Source organism: Bacillus sp. FSL M8-0077 (genome assembly GCF_038050255.1).
GTDB classification, from domain to species: domain Bacteria; phylum Bacillota; class Bacilli; order Bacillales; family Bacillaceae; genus Bacillus; species Bacillus altitudinis.
The window spans coordinates 2,205,253-2,222,134 of sequence record NZ_JBBPAF010000001.1 but is presented as its reverse complement, the minus strand read 5'-3'; the positions used below and the strand labels follow the sequence as shown (position 1 = coordinate 2,222,134).

General features: G+C 41.0%; 20 protein-coding genes and 1 riboswitch. Of the genes, 18 read left to right on the top strand and 2 right to left on the bottom strand.

The window, feature by feature from the left end:
• The first annotated feature begins 14 nt into the window (after positions 1-14).
• Positions 15-156, top strand: a riboswitch (FMN riboswitch).
• A gap of 260 nt (positions 157-416) precedes the next feature.
• From ribE to NST57_RS11350, 4 genes are all read left to right on the top strand, one after another.
• Entirely contained in the window at positions 417-1,067 is a 651-nt protein-coding gene (gene ribE, locus NST57_RS11365; RefSeq protein ID WP_200831226.1) for a riboflavin synthase, read from the top strand.
• 11 nt (positions 1,068-1,078) lie between these two features.
• Positions 1,079-1,702 carry a 3,4-dihydroxy-2-butanone-4-phosphate synthase gene (gene ribB / locus NST57_RS11360; RefSeq protein WP_142155411.1) on the top strand — a complete coding sequence of 208 codons (624 nt, stop codon included), beginning with the start codon at positions 1,079-1,081 and terminating at the stop codon, positions 1,700-1,702.
• Positions 1,703-1,728: 26 nt separating this feature from the next.
• Positions 1,729-2,193, top strand: coding sequence for a 6,7-dimethyl-8-ribityllumazine synthase (ribH, locus tag NST57_RS11355; protein WP_007501031.1), 465 nt, complete (start codon positions 1,729-1,731; stop codon positions 2,191-2,193).
• A gap of 113 nt (positions 2,194-2,306) precedes the next feature.
• Positions 2,307-2,660 carry a GNAT family N-acetyltransferase gene (locus tag NST57_RS11350; RefSeq protein ID WP_142155410.1) on the top strand — a complete coding sequence of 118 codons (354 nt, stop codon included), beginning with the start codon at positions 2,307-2,309 and terminating at the stop codon, positions 2,658-2,660.
• 24 nt (positions 2,661-2,684) lie between these two features.
• Here the strand turns inward: NST57_RS11350 and NST57_RS11345 are convergent, their stop codons facing one another.
• Together NST57_RS11345 and NST57_RS11340 are read right to left on the bottom strand one after the other, a co-directional pair.
• Positions 2,685-3,209, bottom strand: coding sequence for a DUF309 domain-containing protein (locus NST57_RS11345; protein ID WP_341298573.1), 525 nt, complete (start codon positions 3,207-3,209; stop codon positions 2,685-2,687).
• Between the two features lie 89 nt (positions 3,210-3,298).
• The gene (locus tag NST57_RS11340; RefSeq protein ID WP_008359694.1) at positions 3,299-3,391 is read right to left on the bottom strand and encodes a YjcZ family sporulation protein; all 93 of its coding nucleotides are present in this window, start codon (positions 3,389-3,391) and stop codon (positions 3,299-3,301) included.
• Positions 3,392-3,601: 210 nt separating this feature from the next.
• Here NST57_RS11340 and NST57_RS11335 point away from each other — a divergent pair, with 210 nt between their 5' ends.
• The 14 genes from NST57_RS11335 to NST57_RS11270 all read left to right on the top strand — a co-directional run bounded on the left by NST57_RS11335 (position 3,602) and on the right by NST57_RS11270 (position 16,825).
• A complete protein-coding gene (locus NST57_RS11335) occupies positions 3,602-4,360 on the top strand; it encodes a segregation/condensation protein A (protein WP_007501021.1) in 759 nt (252 codons plus the stop codon).
• Positions 4,350-4,943 (top strand): SMC-Scp complex subunit ScpB, encoded by a 594-nt coding sequence (scpB, locus tag NST57_RS11330; RefSeq protein WP_341298572.1) that lies wholly within the window; start codon positions 4,350-4,352, stop codon positions 4,941-4,943. Before NST57_RS11335 ends, scpB begins: the two co-directional genes overlap by 11 nt.
• 113 nt (positions 4,944-5,056) lie before the next feature.
• Positions 5,057-5,536 carry a DUF3907 family protein gene (locus tag NST57_RS11325; protein WP_142155408.1) on the top strand — a complete coding sequence of 160 codons (480 nt, stop codon included), beginning with the start codon at positions 5,057-5,059 and terminating at the stop codon, positions 5,534-5,536.
• A 271-nt stretch (positions 5,537-5,807) separates the two neighbouring features.
• A complete protein-coding gene (locus tag NST57_RS11320) occupies positions 5,808-6,959 on the top strand; it encodes a D-alanyl-D-alanine carboxypeptidase family protein (protein ID WP_341298571.1) in 1,152 nt (383 codons plus the stop codon).
• Positions 6,947-7,534 (top strand): nucleoside recognition domain-containing protein, encoded by a 588-nt coding sequence (locus NST57_RS11315; protein WP_142155405.1) that lies wholly within the window; start codon positions 6,947-6,949, stop codon positions 7,532-7,534. The genes NST57_RS11320 and NST57_RS11315 overlap by 13 nt, the downstream gene beginning before the upstream one ends.
• Positions 7,535-7,538: 4 nt before the next feature.
• Positions 7,539-8,075 carry a spore maturation protein gene (locus tag NST57_RS11310; RefSeq protein WP_017359781.1) on the top strand — a complete coding sequence of 179 codons (537 nt, stop codon included), beginning with the start codon at positions 7,539-7,541 and terminating at the stop codon, positions 8,073-8,075.
• A 134-nt stretch (positions 8,076-8,209) separates the two neighbouring features.
• Complete coding sequence (gene rluB / locus NST57_RS11305; protein WP_142155404.1) at positions 8,210-8,944, top strand: 23S rRNA pseudouridine(2605) synthase RluB; 735 nt, start codon at positions 8,210-8,212, stop codon at positions 8,942-8,944.
• Positions 8,945-9,034: 90 nt separating this feature from the next.
• Complete coding sequence (gene resA, locus NST57_RS11300) at positions 9,035-9,565, top strand: thiol-disulfide oxidoreductase ResA (protein ID WP_008344474.1); 531 nt, start codon at positions 9,035-9,037, stop codon at positions 9,563-9,565.
• A 1-nt stretch (position 9,566) separates the two neighbouring features.
• On the top strand, positions 9,567-11,246 hold the full coding sequence (resB, locus tag NST57_RS11295) for a cytochrome c biogenesis protein ResB (RefSeq protein ID WP_142155403.1): 1,680 nt from the start codon (positions 9,567-9,569) through the stop codon (positions 11,244-11,246).
• Entirely contained in the window at positions 11,230-12,408 is a 1,179-nt protein-coding gene (gene ccsB / locus NST57_RS11290) for a c-type cytochrome biogenesis protein CcsB (RefSeq protein ID WP_142155402.1), read from the top strand. Before resB ends, ccsB begins: the two co-directional genes overlap by 17 nt.
• Before the next feature lie 86 nt (positions 12,409-12,494).
• A complete protein-coding gene (locus NST57_RS11285; protein WP_003215596.1) occupies positions 12,495-13,217 on the top strand; it encodes a response regulator transcription factor in 723 nt (240 codons plus the stop codon).
• The gene (locus tag NST57_RS11280) at positions 13,214-14,995 is read left to right on the top strand and encodes an ATP-binding protein (protein ID WP_142155401.1); all 1,782 of its coding nucleotides are present in this window, start codon (positions 13,214-13,216) and stop codon (positions 14,993-14,995) included. Before NST57_RS11285 ends, NST57_RS11280 begins: the two co-directional genes overlap by 4 nt.
• Before the next feature lie 203 nt (positions 14,996-15,198).
• Complete coding sequence (gene sigX / locus NST57_RS11275; RefSeq protein ID WP_341298570.1) at positions 15,199-15,759, top strand: RNA polymerase sigma factor SigX; 561 nt, start codon at positions 15,199-15,201, stop codon at positions 15,757-15,759.
• Positions 15,719-16,825, top strand: coding sequence for a sigma X negative regulator (locus tag NST57_RS11270; RefSeq protein ID WP_142155400.1), 1,107 nt, complete (start codon positions 15,719-15,721; stop codon positions 16,823-16,825). Before sigX ends, NST57_RS11270 begins: the two co-directional genes overlap by 41 nt.
• The last annotated feature ends 57 nt before the right edge of the window (positions 16,826-16,882 follow it).

Here is a 16,882-nt window from a genome sequence, read left to right as displayed (position 1 = left end):
AGCTAAATATCGATTGTATCCTTCGGGGCAGGGTGAAAATCCCGACCGACGGTAATAAAGCAAATGCTTTACAGCCCGTGACCCGTTAATTTATTAACGGTTGATTCAGTGAGAAGCTGAAGCCGACAGTGAAAGTCTGGATGGGAGAAGGATAACGAAAGCTATGTATGAACAAAAAATATGTGTTGATCATAGTTTTATTTCTAATGCAAAAAAACCACAGCCCCGGAATTTTTCCGGGGCTTTCTGTATGTCAATATGTCAATTTAGTCATCGCATGTAGTGTTTATTAGGTGATCCCTCATTTACCTTGTATGGACCATAAAAAGCGACGAAGGTGTTCAATCGATCACATGTCCCAAACATCGCTTTTTCATAAAGTGAGAAATACAAAAGAAAGAGAAAGGGAGGATCACATGTTTACGGGGATTATTGAAGAAGTGGGTACAGTCCAGTCATTGAGCAAAAGATCCGCAGATGCCATGGAAATCATCATCAAGTGCAGCCGTGTACTAGAAGATGTGCACCTAGGCGATAGTATCGCCATCAATGGCGTTTGTCTCACTGTCACAAACTTTACAAAAGAACAGTTTGCGGCAGATGTGATGCCTGAGACGGTCAAAGCGACATCACTTGATCAGCTTGCGCCAGGCAGCCAAGTGAATTTAGAGCGAGCGATGTCCTCAAATGGACGATTCGGCGGTCATTTTGTTTCAGGCCATGTTGATGGAACGGCTGTAATTACCCGTGTAGAAAAGAAGAGTAATGCCATTTACTATGATTTGAAAATGGACAAGACCCTCACAGATATGCTCACAAAAAAGGGATCGATCGCAATAGACGGCGTCAGCTTGACTATTTTCGATTTGCGAGATGCTCATGTGACAGTTTCTATCATTCCACATACGCTTGAAGGAACTATTTTTCCGACTAAATCTATGGGGGATGTAGTAAATATTGAATGTGACATGATCGGTAAATACATTTATCGCTTTTTAACAAAAGAGCAAGGCGAAAAGCAGCCATCACGATTAACCTCATCATTTTTAAAAGAGCACGGATTCTAGGAGGCGATTGTATGTATCATTCAGTTGATGAGGCAGTAAATGCCCTGAAACGAGGAGAAATCATTATCGTAGTAGATGATGAAGACAGAGAAAATGAAGGAGACTTTGTGGCACTTGCTGAGCATGCAACGCCGGAAGTCATTAACTTCATGGCTTTACATGGAAGAGGTCTTATTTGCACACCAGTTGATGCCTCGATTGCGAAACACTTGGATCTGCATCCCATGGTCGAGCGAAATACGGATGCACATCATACAGCATTTACAGTGAGCATCGACCATACGTCAACAACAACTGGTATCAGTGCTTTTGAGCGCTCAACGACCATTTTGGCCATGTTAAATAAAGAGTCAAAACCAGAGGATTTTGCCCGCCCAGGTCATGTTTTCCCTCTTATTGCGAAAGAGGGAGGCGTAGTAGAAAGGCCAGGTCATACAGAGGCGGCCGTTGATCTTGCTAAACTTGCGGGTTCAGTGCCAGCGGGTGTCATATGCGAAATTATGAATGCAGATGGAACCATGGCCCGTGTACCCGAACTGCAAAAAATTCAAAAAGAACACGATATCAAGATGCTGACGATTGAAGCATTGCAGGCATATATAAACAAGCAAACAACGACAATGAAAACAAAATAAAAATCACAAAAAAGGATGATGAACATATGAATACAATACAAGGTAATGTAGTAGCAGAAGGGTTAAAGTTTGGAATCGTCGTCGCTAGATTTAATGATTTTATTACAAGCAAACTACTAGATGGAGCAGAAGATACATTGCTCAGACACGGAGCAAACGGTGACGATATTGATGTCGTGTGGGTGCCGGGTGCTTTTGAAATTCCGTATATGGCAAAAAAACTAGCAGAAACAAAAAAATATGATGCAGTCATTACACTTGGAACCGTGATTCGTGGGGCAACATCACATTACGATTATGTTTGCAATGAAGCGGCTAAAGGAATCGCACAAAGTGCCATCTCGACAGGGGTGCCGATTATCTTTGGTGTCCTGACAACAGAATCTATTGAACAAGCTATAGAAAGAGCCGGTACAAAGGCTGGAAATAAAGGCAGTGAGTCGGCTGCAGCTGCTATTGAAATGGCCAACCTAAATCGAACGTTTCGTTAATTTGATGAAAAAGAGTTTAAAAACAACCTAAAAGTGTTTATAATGTGTGATGAGCAAGTGATTCATAAGACATTTGCTGGAAAATAGGATAATTTTAATATTGAGGGGTATATATGTTAATTCGTTACAAGAGGTCTTTTGAAAAAATTGCCATGGGACTCCTGTCCTTTATGCCGGGTGAGAAAGACGTCAAACAGCTTCAGCAGACGATAAAGTCGTATGAAATGGATGAAGATCGGCAGCTGTTCCTTTGGAAAGATGGCGATGATATCGTAGGTGCTATTGGTGTGCTGAAAACAGACGACCAAGTACAAATCGAACATATTAGTGTCAATCCGTCCCATCGTGACCAAGGCATCGGCAAGGAAATGGTATTAGCCGTGGAAGAAGTATTCAAAACGAAAACGCTCATTCCAAATGAATTAACGCAAGGCTTCTTTCATAAGTGTCACAGTGAAACAAACTAAATCTCACACATGTAAAAGCAGAGGTTATATGCCTCTGCTTTTTTTACGTTCAATCTGCTCTTCACGTTCAAGCAATACGTCCGTCCGATCACGCAGTCTATGCTTTTCGATTAAGAATGTATGGGATAAGTTGCTCTCCTGTCCGAAGGTTAAGCCTTCTTTTTGGGCCATCTCTTGGCATAAAGAAAGAAGCGTTTCATCTCGGATTGGCAGCATCACACTTTCGTAGGGCATGTCTTCATCGATTTTCTTTTTCAGTGTTCTAAGCAGTAATAGAAATGCCTCTTCATCAAGACCTAATTCTGTTAGTACGTTCCGGTCCGAATCTAATATATGAAGGCTGTTTGAAATCAGCCGTTTTGCTCCTTTTCCATTCCCTCGTCTTTGATGATACAAAGCAACAGCAAGCTGAATGAGACCCACCCAGTACTTTTTGCGCTGATGAGGAGGATCTTCTTTCCAAAACTCTTCAAGAATTTCATGACACTCAAAATAATCTCTTGTCGTATGAAATTCATGTAAAAAAGCCACGTACGCTTTAGGATACACAGCGGTCATCTCCTTTTCCACTATCAGTCTAACATACCGAAAAGAAAAGAAGAAAGAGCGCCCCTTTATGAAAGGACGCTCTGTTTCTTTTAATAAACCCAAGCCGCGCCAACGATGATCAGCAAGATGAACAGCACAACAATAAGCGCAAATCCTCCGCCGAAGTAATAACCATCTCCCATAATGTTACGGCCTCCTTTTTCATCAGTTCTGATTACAATGGTATTCTATGTATAAATGCCCTTATTGGTATGGGCGAATCAACTGTTTTTCTTTTTTTGCCTGCTGGCTCATGGTCGAAATTATATTGGACGAGAGCTTTATGGTGTCTTATACTAAAGGTTAGCCGATGAAAACGGTACTTAGAAGACAGTAGAAATGGTGAGAAAAGAATGCTGGAATATCAGGTGAAAATAGATTCGTTTGAGGGTCCTTTGGACTTGCTTTTACATTTAATTAACCGTTTGGAAATTGATATTTATGATATTCCCGTCGCTAAAATTACGGAGCAGTATTTATTATATGTCCACACGATGAGGGAGCTTGAACTTGATGTTGCAAGTGAGTATTTGGTGATGGCTGCAACCCTCCTGAGCATTAAAAGCAGAATGCTTCTCCCAAAACAAGAGGAAGAGCTGTTTGATGAAGACCTGATGGAAGAAGAAGAGGACCCTCGTGATGAGCTGATTGGCAAATTAATTGAATACCGCAAGTATAAAAATGCAGCGCAAGAACTGAAGGAACGTGAAGAAGAGCGGCAAAACGCCTTTACAAAACCACCAAGTGATTTAAGTGAATTTGCAAAAGAAGCAGAAGCGAAGGACACAAACTTACACGTCACGGTGTATGATATGTTAGGTGCGTTCCAAAAGGTATTGAACCGCAAAAAAATAACAAAACCAGCACCATCAAAGATTACAAGACAAGAAATCCCGATTGAAGACAAAATGAATGAGATTATGAACCATTTAAGAAAAACAAAAAAGCGGACCAATTTCATGACTTTGTTTCAACATGATCAAAAGGAACACCTTGTCGTGACGTTTCTTGCTGTTCTCGAATTGATGAAGAGCCATCAAATCATGCTGGAGCAGGAAGGAAACTTTGAAGATATTTATATCATAGGGAGTGAAACGATTCATGACGCTTGATATCGTGAATTGGAAAGCCATCTTAGAAGCGCTGCTATATGCAGCAGGTGACGAAGGCTTAACAAGAAAACAGCTCATGTCTGTTCTTGAAGTTGATGAGGCAGCGTTGCTTGATATTATGTCTGCCGTAAAGGAAGAATATCAAAAACAAGAACGAGGAATTGAGCTCATTGAATATGCAGATTCATATATGCTGCTGACGAAAAAAGAATATAGCGTGTATTTAAAAAAATTAGTAGAGGCACCATCGAAAGGTTTGTCACAGGCAGCGCTAGAAGTGCTCGCCATTGTCTCGTATAAACAACCGATTACACGCAGCGAAGTCGAGGAGATCAGAGGCGTTAAATCAGAACGAGTGCTGCATAGTTTAGTTGCCAAAGCACTGCTCTGTGAAGTAGGACGTGCCGATGGACCGGGACGAGCGATCCTTTATGGGACAACACCTACCTTTTTAGAGCAATTTGGTTTAAAAGCCTTAGATGAATTGCCGCCACTTCCAGAGAATGTGGAAGCAGATGGGGTGCAAGAAGAGGCTGATCTCTTTTTTGAAAACTTCAATCAAACATTTGAAGAGATAAAATAGTTCAAAATAAGGAAAAATGTATGATAAAATATAACAAAGATTTTAGGTCTAAAACCTTTGTTTGAAAGATAAAATGGTGACAAAGCCATGAGGGGAAGGTAAACACGAAACAAATGGCACATATGAATGTAAAGGCTCAAGTTGATCAAGCAGGCGTTTTTTTATCAAAGGTTGCAGTTGAAGTGAGTGATTATCTGAACGAAGCTACCTTATCAAGCTTGAAACGATTAAACCCGGAAGCGGAAGCCTATTATTGTGACATATTAAGTACATTACGGAAGCTTGCAGTTTATAGCGAGGATGCCGCGGCGGTTTGTAGGAAAATCAGGCAGCAGCAGACATTCCCGCAGCAAGCCGCACAGCAGACGCTTCACCGTATTTATCATCAATGTATTGAAGAATTTTTTACACCAAAAAAGGATACATGGTATGAAGATAGCCGTTCAGCCTACACAGGAAAAAGCTGTATTGTTTTCCATCATGAAGTATCGGCTGACATCAAATGTTTGTTTTCTTCATTAGAAAAAAATTTTTTAACGATGAGAGAAGAGCTGGAATATACAACATCTCAACAGCAAATGAAAATGGTATAAAGAAGACAAAGGGCTAAAATGAACTTGATTTTAGTCCTTTGTCTTCTTTTCAGCGTGATAGAAAACCTTTGAATTCTAGGAAGGGCGAGTACCGGCGCGGAGCGAATTTGACATTCGTGAGCACCGGTACGCAGGACTGACACCGAATGCGAGGGTTTGTCTACACGCTGAGTAACTCTCATATGAGAGTTGCTTTTTTTTATGGACGAGGCATCATAACTTTTTTAGCCGCGCATACACTTGTACAAAACGGACAAGGACGTGAATGAACATGCCCTATATAAAAATTGGAACAGCAGTCCTTCTTCTATTGACACTCTTACTGCCTTTTTCCTCACACGCTCAAGCAGACATTTCATTATCGGTGAGTGCAAGAAGCGCCATTTTAATAGATGGACAGTCAGGCAGAGTCCTATTTGGAAAGGACGAGCACGAAAAAAGAAGAATCGCCAGTATCACAAAAATTATGACGGCTGTATTAGCCATTGAATCAGGAAAAATGAACGACATGGTCAAAGTGTCAAAACGTGCGATTCAAGCGGAAGGTTCTTCGATCTATTTAAAGGAAGGACAGAAGGTGAGCTTAGAAGACTTGACATACGGGCTCATGCTGCGCTCTGGAAATGATGCAGCTGTTGCCATTGCAGAACATGTTGGTGGCAGCTTAGAAGGCTTTATTTTTATGATGAACCAAAAGGCCTCTGAACTAGGCATGGAGAATACGAATTTTCAAAATCCGCATGGACTCGATGATCATAAAAACCATTATTCATCAGCTTATGATATGGCAATCTTAACGAAATACGCCATGAAGCATCAGCAATATCAAAAAATTGCCGGTACCACCTTTTATAAAGCAAAAACAATCGAAGGTTATTGGAAAAACAAAAACAAGCTGCTCACTGGTTTATATCAATATTCGACTGGAGGGAAGACAGGATATACAAAACTTGCAAAACGCACGCTTGTCTCCACAGCTGCAAAAGGAGATGCGGCGCTCATTGCTGTGACGATTAATGCACCGGATGATTGGAAGGATCATATCTCAATGTTTGAGTATGCATTTGATCACTATAAAACGTATGTGCTTGCTGAAAAAGGCAGGCTCGCTTCGTTAAAAGGGACTTTTTATGAAAAAAAAGCGTTTATTCAGCGAGATGTGGACTATTTTTTAAATGAAGATGAAAAAAAACTAGTGGAAATCGAAACGGAAATGCTGACACCTAAAAAGAAATGGGAGAAAAACAAAGAAGCGATCCCAGATGTAGTAGGGAAAATGACGTTTTTAATGGATGGTCAGGTGATTGAGCAAGTCCCGATTTTTTATGAAAATAAACGCAACCGAATGCCTCAAAAAAGCTTTCAAGAAATGTTTAAGTCTGTCTTTCAGACATCAATAGGCGGATCTTCATGGTCAATCTAATCTGGGTATTCCTCACGGTCATCGGTCTTGTCTATGCAATGTTTAACGGAACGATGCATGAAGTGAATGAAGCGGTCTTTAAAGGATCAAAAGAAGCGGTCACCATTTCAATTGGGTTGATTAGTGTTCTTGTATTCTGGCTGGGATTGATGAAGATCGCAGAAGAAGCGGGGGTGTTACATTTCTTTAGTAAATTATGCCGGCCCTTTATCTCAAAACTATTTCCTGAGATTCCTGCGAATCATCCAGCGATGGGGTATATTCTATCCAATCTCATGGCGAATTTTTTTGGCCTTGGGAATGCTGCCACACCACTTGGGATTAAGGCGATGGAGCAGATGAAAGCATTAAATGGCGGGAAAAACGAGGCGAGCCGGTCTATGATCACTTTTTTAGCAGTCAATACATCTTCTATTACACTTGTGCCAACGACCGTCATTGCAATTCGTATGACCTATGGCGCAGATCAGCCAACAGATATTGTAGGTCCAACCATTTTGGCGACTCTCATTTCAGGTATCGGTGCGATTATGATTGATCGCTATTTCCACTATCGCAGAAGCAGGCGGGGGTGATCTTGTGGCATTTATTAACTGGCTGTCACTTGCTTTGATTCCACTGATCATCGCAGGAATATTGATTGCAGGGACGATTAAAAAAGTACCGACATATGAAACATTTGTAGAGGGCGGGAAAGAAGGTATTCAAATTGCCTTTTCAATCATTCCGTATTTAGTCGGTATGCTTGTCGCCATTACGATTTTTCGAGCATCAGGTGCCCTTGACTTTGTCATGGAATTATTGAAGCCTGTGTTTACAGCGATTGGTGTTCCTACAGAAGTGGTGCCGCTTGCTTTGATTCGTCCTATATCAGGAACAGCAGCACTTGGCATGACATCAGACTTAATTGCGACTTATGGTCCAGATTCTTTTATCGGCAAGCTTGCCGCTGTTATGCAAGGGTCAACGGATACGACCCTTTATATTTTAACCGTCTATTTTGGAGCAGTTGGTATTAAAAAAATGGGAGATGCACTGAAAGTGGGGCTGTTAGCAGACCTGATTGGGATCATTGCATCGATTATTATCGTCAGTTTGTTATTTAGCGGCGCCTAATCGGGTGCTTTTTTTATTTCATGGATGGAAAACAGCTTTTTAGTTGAAATTAGACAGGTGAAACGCTTATTTTTCCACGAATGCTTGTTTGTTTCAAGCCAAGCAAGTAAGATAGTACATGAGGTGAAAGACAAATGGAACGTTTACAGAAAGTAATTGCCCATGCCGGCGTCGCTTCTCGACGAAAGGCTGAAGAATTAATTAAAGAAGGACGAGTTACCGTTAATGGTGAAACAGTGACAGAGCTCGGAGTAAAGGTGGGCTCTTCAGATAAAATTGAAGTCAATGGCTTAAAGCTTGAAAGAGAAGAACCGGTTTACTTTATGCTTTATAAACCGCGCGGCGTCATTTCAGCTGCCGAGGATGATAAAGGACGCAAAGTCGTGACAGATTTCTTTGATGATGTTCCGCAGCGCCTGTATCCGATCGGCCGGTTGGATTATGATACGAGCGGTTTAATTTTGATTACCAATGATGGCGAATTTGCCAATAAGCTCATGCATCCGAAATATCAAATTGATAAAACGTATGCAGCGAAACTAAAAGGCATCCCTTCAAAAGAATTGCTTAGAAAGTTAGAAAAAGGAATCATGTTAGACCATAAAAAAACAGCACCTGCCCGTGCCAAAATGCTTTCGATTGATAAACGAAAGCAAACATGTATTGTTCAATTAACCATTCATGAAGGCAGAAACAGACAGGTTCGCCGCATGTTTGAAGCGATTGGACACGACGTTTTAAAACTCAAAAGAGAGCAATATGCTTTCCTTCATATTGAAGGTATGAGACCAGGAGATCGCAGAGAATTGACGCCGCATGAAGTAAAACGTCTGAGAGCGATTGCTGATCATGGGAAAAGCGCTTTTTAATTTTCACATAAACTTCAAAAAATGAAGAAGCATCAAAAGAAGGAGAATGCTATAATTTACCTGAATGTCTATGGGGAAGGGGTACTTCAGATGAAGAAAAGACGATTTTTCATACGGACGGGCATTCTCCTCGTGATGCTTGCTGCACTATGTTATACGATGTATAACTCAGTATTTGCCAAACAGGATCAAGTCAAAGAAGGATCTATCGCGCCTAACTTTGTCCTTCAATCGGTAGATGGGGAACGGATTGAATTAAAGGACTTAAAAGGCAAAGGCGTCTTTCTCAATTTTTGGGGTACATGGTGCGGTCCATGTAAGCAGGAATTTCCTTATATGGCAAATCAGTATGAAGTGTTCAAGGATCGCGGTGTCGAAATTGTTGCCGTAAATGTTGGGGAATCCAATATTGCTGTGAAGAACTTTATGGATGCTTATGGCGTGAATTTTCCTGTTGCCATGGACAAAGATCGTCAAGTGACTGAGGCATATGATATTACGCCGCTGCCAACCACATTTTTAATTAATCCTGAAGGCAAAGTAATCAAAGTCATAAAGGGGACGATGACAGAACGTAATGTCTATGAATATATGAATTTGATTAAACCAAAGGGGTCATAGAATGAAAGAGGTAAAGTGCGAGTGTGGACATATTAATCCAATCGGTACTGTTCTATGTGAATCATGCGGGAATCCCATTGCAGCACAAGAGAAGAATTCATCAAAACTGCTTGATATGAGATATGACGGCAGTGCAAGACGCTCGCAAACATACAACAAAACGATTGTTGATAAAGTATGGAACTTTTTTTCTTCCGTAAAAGTGGGTGTGTGGCTCATTGTCATCACACTGTTAGCTTCTTCGCTAGGAACTATTTTTCCGCAGGAGCGGTTTATTCCGCCAGGTGCATCAGCTTCCACTTATTATGAGGAGCAATATGGGTCGTTTGGCAAGTTATATTACATCCTTGGATTCCATGATCTTTATAATTCTTGGTGGTTTTTAGCCCTTGTCGCATCTATCGGAATTTCCCTTGTGATTTGCAGCCTTGATCGAGTGATTCCACTTTATCGTGCACTCAAAAATCAAGGGGTTGTCAAAAAAGAAGGCTTTATGAGAAGGCAACGTCTTTTCAGCGAAACAAACAAAACATTAGATCAACATACATATGAAGGCATCGTTAGTAAGATGAAACAAAAGCGTTACCGCGTACGAGAAGAAGATGGACATATTTTAGCTGAAAAAGGCCGCTTTTCCCGCTGGGGACCTTACGTCAATCATATTGGATTAATTATATTTCTCATTGGATCCATGCTCCGGTTTGTCCCTGGAATGTACGTGGATGAAACATTATGGGTAAGAGAAGGCGAAACGGCACCAATCCCAGGGACGGGAGGCCAATACTTCTTAAAGAATAACGCGTTTTCAATTGACCGCTATGAATCTGAAAAAGAAAAAGAAGTCTTTGAAAATGCTATTGAAAAGGCTGGCGATGGTCAAGTCGTCAAAAGTTATAAAACCGATGCCGTTTTATACAAACGTGAAGGGGAAGTTGTTTTTGGTGAAAAGCCAAAGCTAAAGCAGGTAACAGAACACGATATTAAAGTGAATGAACCGCTTAAGTTTGACAATTTCTCATTATATCAAGTGGATTTTAAACAAAATGAACTCGATCAAATGGTCTTTCAGCTGATTCGAAAAGACACTGAGAAATCTTTCGGAACAGTGAAGATTAATCTGCTGGAGCCTAAGTCAGAATATGATCTTGGTAGCGGTTACAAAGTCAAGGTGATGAGTTATTTGCCTGACTTTTATTTTGACGAAGATGGCACACCTAGTACGAAAACGAGGAATCCAAATAATCCTGCGTTCGTATTTGAAATGATCTCTCCTGAAAAACCAAAAGGTGAAAAAAGCTTTGTCGCAATTCAAGAGACAGTAGAGGGTTCTGATAACAATCTTTATAAAATGAAATTTGACCGGGTTGAAACAAAAAACGTGACAGGTTTAACGGTTCGAAAAGACTTAACACTCGGGGTACTTATTGTTGGCGGAATCATCTTTATGATTGGTGTCGTACAAGGGATGTACTGGCAGCATAGAAGAATCTGGCTGTCGGTAAAGGATGGAAAAGTATTTGTGGCAGGACATACAAACAAAAACTGGTTCGGCTTAAAGTCTGATCTTAAGGTGTTGCTGCACGGCAGTGGCATCAAACAGCCAGTGGATCAAAAAGAACTGCCTGATACAACAAGTATCAGCAAAAGCAAGGGGGAAGGGTTAGATGGCGGCAGTCAGTGAAAACCTGTTATTTGCAGCTTTTCTATTTTATTTAGCGGCAGTTCCTTTTTTTGGAGGGGCCATTAAAGGAAAAAAGAAAGAAGAGGGTCCGCGCAAAAATAAGGCGGCACTTATCGGCATAACGCTCACCATCATTGGTTTTTTGAGTCAATTTGGCTATTTTATTTCAAGGTGGATCGCGTCTGGTCACGCACCAGTCAGTAATCTGTTTGAATTCACCACAGCCTTTGGCATGATGCTGGTGCTCGCATTTATTATTTTATATTTTGTCTATCAAGTGTCTGTGCTAGGTTTATTCACACTTCCAATCGCTTTATTAATCATTGCTTATGCAAGCATGTTTCCATCGGATATTTCACCGCTGATTCCTTCGCTTCAAAGTAATTGGCTATATATTCACGTCACGACAGCAGCGCTTGGTCAAGCCATTTTGGCGATCAGTTTTGTGGCAGGTGTGATTTTTCTTTTGAAGCATGTCGATCAAACAAAACCGGGGAAGAAAACCTTTGGCTTAGAGCTGGTCATGTTTATGATTGTGGTCACCCTTGCATTTATCGCTGTCACGTCCATCTTTAGAATGACAGGGTATGAAGCGGAATTTAATTGGGTAGATAAAAATAAAGAAGAGAGCGTCATGGTCTATGAGCTGCCTGCCTTAGTAGGACCTCATAAAGGAGAACTTATCACAAAAGATCGTTTAGAGCCTGTGGTTGATCTGCCGCCTGTTTTTTCAGGTAGAAAGGTGAATACAGTGCTATGGTCATTTGGCGTTGGGCTGGTCATTTATGGACTGCTAAGATTGATCATTCGCAAACGACTAAGTGCGCTGCTTCAGCCGCTCGTAAGACAGGTGAATCTCGATTTAGTCGATGAAATTGGATACAGGGCTGTTTCCATTGGTTTCCCTGTATTTGCGTTAGGTGGTCTTATTTTTGCGATGATCTGGGCACAAATTGCATGGACGAGATTCTGGGGATGGGACCCGAAGGAAGTATGGGCTTTAATTACATTTTTATTTTACGCCGCCTATCTCCACCTTCGGTTATCACGAGGCTGGCATGGGGAAAAGTCCGCTTGGCTTGCTGTGATCGGATTTGCGATCATTATGTTTAACCTCATCTTTGTCAACCTAGTGATTGCGGGGCTTCATTCTTACGCGTAATCGCATGAAAAAGGCCAACTTTTATGATTCGATTCGGCTTTTTGTTAAAATGTATGTAACAACGGAGAAAGCAGGAGGATTGTCTAATGGAGCACACAACTCAAACGAAAATATTAGTCGTCGATGATGAGGCAAGAATTCGCCGCCTTTTAAAAATGTATTTAGAACGGGAAAATTATGAAATTGATGAAGCGGAAAATGGAGATGAAGCCATTCAAAAAGGACTTCAAACCGATTATGATCTCATTTTGCTTGATTTAATGATGCCTGGGACAGACGGGATCGAAGTGTGTAATCAAATTCGAGATAAAAAAGCCACACCAATTATTATGCTGACAGCAAAAGGTGAGGAAGCCAACCGTGTGCAAGGCTTTGAGGCAGGAACGGATGATTATATCGTTAAACCTTTCAGCCCGCGTGAAGTGGTACTTCGTGTGAAAGCATTGCTAAGAAGATCGTCTCAAACGTCATATCTCAATACTGGAACAACCACAAAAGATGTTCTCGTGTTTTCTCATCTATCCATTGATCATGATGCACACCGGGTCACAGCAGATGGAAAAGAAGTCAGCCTGACACCGAAAGAATATGAACTTTTGTACTTCTTGGCAAAAACGCCGGATAAAGTCTATGACAGAGAAAAGCTCCTCAAAGAAGTGTGGCAGTATGAATTTTTTGGGGATCTGAGAACAGTGGATACCCACGTCAAAAGGCTGCGCGAAAAACTAAATAAAGTGTCACCAGAAGCAGCGAAAAAAATCGTGACAGTATGGGGTGTCGGGTACAAATTTGAGGTCGGCGCTGAATGAAGCTGTGGAAAAGTGTCGTAGGAAAGCTATGGTTAACCATTCTTTTCCTCGTGCTCATTGTTTTATCGATTTTAACTGTGCTTCTTTTAGAATTCATTGAGAACTACCATGTTGAAGAAGCAAAGTCTGATTTAACACAAATGGCCAACAAAGTAGCAGTCATTTTAGAAAGCCATGAGGATCAATCGCTTGCAAGGTCGATTACATCAGAACTAGCTGATAAATTGACAAGTATCGCGATTGTTCAAGAGGATGGACTAGAATGGTATTCGTCTGAAAAAGGCGGGAAGCTTCCTGCGATCACAAAAGAACAAATTGAAGCAGACAAAGATTTGAACAGAGCACTGACAGAACGAAAAAAAATCAGTAAACGAGCTGAATCTGATACAGGCAATCAGAAAGATGAACGCATTGTAGTAGGTGTTCCTTACGAGGCGAACGGAAAGAAAGGGATGGTCTTTCTTTCTCAATCCCTCCTTGCTGTAGAGCAGACAACAAAACATACGACGCGTTATATCTTCCTCGCAGCCGGAATTGCGATTGTGCTGACGACAATTTTCGCTTTCTTCTTATCCACTCGTGTCACCTATCCTCTCAGAAAGATGAGAGAGGGAGCACAAGATTTGGCGAAAGGGAAATTTGATACAAAGATTCCTATTTTAACGCAAGACGAAATTGGGGAACTGGCGATCGCCTTTAATCAAATGGGTAAACAGCTTAAATTTCATATAACCGCTTTAAATCAAGAAAAAGAACATTTGTCCAACATTCTCAGCAGTATGGCAGACGGTGTCATCACGATCAATATTGATGGGACGATCCTCATGACAAACCCTCCTGCAGAAAGATTCTTGCAGGCTTGGTATTACGAGCAAAATATGAAGATCAAAGATGGGGATGAACTGCCGCCAGAAGCGCGTGAATTGTTTCATACTGCCGTCAGTACGGAAAAAGAGCAAATGATCGAAGTCACGCTGCAAGGGCGTACTTGGGTTCTTCTCATGTCTCCGCTTTATAATCAGCAGGATGTCAGGGGAGCGGTTGCGGTACTTCGCGATATGACAGAAGAGAGAAGACTTGATAAGCTAAGAAAAGACTTCATTGCGAATGTCAGTCATGAACTCCGCACACCTATTGCTATGCTGCAAGGCTACAGTGAAGCGATTGTCGATGACATTGCCGGATCAGAAGAGGAAAAGAAAGAGATTGCCCAAATTATCTATGATGAATCACTTCGAATGGGGCGTCTTGTGAATGATCTTCTCGATCTCGCACGTATGGAAGCTGGTCATATTACATTGAATCTTGAATCAACTCATACAGAAGAGCTGACTGAAAAAATCTACCGTAAATTCCTTGGAATTGCGAAAGAAAAACAAATCAACCTGACGTATGAAATTCAAGTAGAAGAACCGTATTTTGTATTTGATCCAGATAAAATAGAACAGGTTTTTACAAATCTCATCGATAATGCCATTCGTCATACACCAGAAGGCGGAGAAGTTCACTTCTCAGTTCAATCGGTGGAAAATGGGCTCAAGATGGATGTGAAAGATTCGGGAAGCGGCATTCCTGAAGAGGATCTCCCATTTATTTTTGAACGGTTCTATAAAGCAGATAAAGCAAGAACAAGAGGACGTTCCGGTACGGGGCTTGGCCTTGCGATCGTGAAAAACATCGTAGAAGCGCATCAAGGCTCTATTCATGCACATAGTAAAGCTGGAACAGGTACTCACTTTACTTTCTATATTACGAAAAAAAAGCAGGAACTCGTCTAATCTTGACGAAGAATCTTGTTACATGAGAAACACTTCTTTTCGAAAGAAAAAGAAGTGTTTTTTTCTATTTTCATATTTTTAAGGAGAAGTTAAACTAAAAGCCCTTTCCAAATTGTCGATCTTGTAATATATTTGTCATAAAGTTGTAATGTAACGTTTTGTGAGAGTCACTCGACAAAAATAAGTGAACGGAGGGGTTTCCTATGCATGAAACCTTTCAAAAAATATATGATTCGTACCATCAAGATTTGTACCAATTTTTATTTTATATGGTAAAAGATAAAAATCAGGCAGAGGATCTCGTGCAGGAGGTTTACATTCGGGTACTTCACTCATATAAAACTTTTGAAGGAAGAAGCAGCGAGAAAACATGGCTGTTTTCAATTGCAAGGTATGTGGCAATTGACTGGTTTCGCAAACAGCAAACCATCAGACAACGGGTGCTCGGCACGTTTGATTGGGATAAACAGGATGTAAAAGATCCAGACCTGCTCCCAGATGAATTGGCTGTACAGGATGAAAATATCAAAGAAATTTATGCCGCACTTGATCATTGCACCATCGATCAACGAGCCGTCATCATTTTAAGGTTTATCCAAGGCTACTCAATCATGGAGACGGCCAAGGCGCTAAAGTTCTCGGAAAGCAAAGTCAAAACAACGCAGCACCGAGGCCTGAAAGTGCTCCGAAAACATATGGAGCTTTTGAAGGAGGAGCTAGTGAATGAAAACGAACAGGTCCAATTGGAGCGAAGAACGAATTAAAGTATTACTCAGTCAGCTTCCAAAGGTGGAGGACAACCGTTCATCTAAGCAGATTTACCAGCAAATGCTGATGGCAAGCGGGAAGAAAAAGAAAAGTGCCAGATGGATCGGTCCAGCGGTCGCAACCGTTGTGGTCTTATTTATGGCGTTTTTGATTTCTCCTCATTTATTTCAGCCGGCTGCTCAGGATATAAAGAAAGTGAAAATGGATTTGAGTGCTGATAAAGGACAAGTGAATGCTACATTAGAGGCGGTAAAAAACACAAATGATCCTTCACATGTTGCTTATGCATCTGACAAAGAAAAGTATATGACGATTTCATACATAGATGAATCGACTTCTCAAGTTGTCCCAATCAGTATTCAAAAAGAAAATAAGCATGACGATGTGCAGGCGCTTCTTGATACATATGAAAAACTGGAGCTGCCTGAAATGACAAAACCTCTTCAAGCGTATATGGATATGGTGGATGTGAGTGAAAAAGGGGATACACTCATTTTTCAGCTGAAAAATGATTTGTCTCTTGATACATTAAAAGAAGCCAACCGTTTTAAAGACATGGTAAAAGAAACGTTAAAATGGAGCCAATATAAACAAGTACAGGTCAAGTCTGTCAATGGCTCGCACCTTCAATTAGGGACGAATGGCCGTCTTGGTACCATTTCAATTAATAAACAAACAAAGCACGCTTACTACGTTTTAGAAAATAAGAGCGGGACATTTTTGGTGCCCTCAAAAGATGATTATCCTTCTTATAAAGATGCGGTAGAGGCGATGAAGCGGGCGAATGATGCAGGACTCGATCCACTCATTAAAGAAGAGCCTATTAAAAAGGTGACATCAAAAGGTAAACATGCAACCATCACGTTTGGAGCATCAGCACAATTAACGGACTCAATTGATCATATTTTACTTATTGAAGGACTGCTGCTCACAGCGAAAGATTTCGGTTTTACAGATGTCACAATACAAAATGCAGGAACAGATCAAGTAGGCCCATATGAATTAAAAGAACCGCTAGAGGTACCGGCACTGCCAAACCCAGTTGTTATCAAAGAACGCTAAAGGACGCAACTTATGGCGTTCTTTTTTCATGTATAGAAAAGGGCTTCCTTGAGGTAT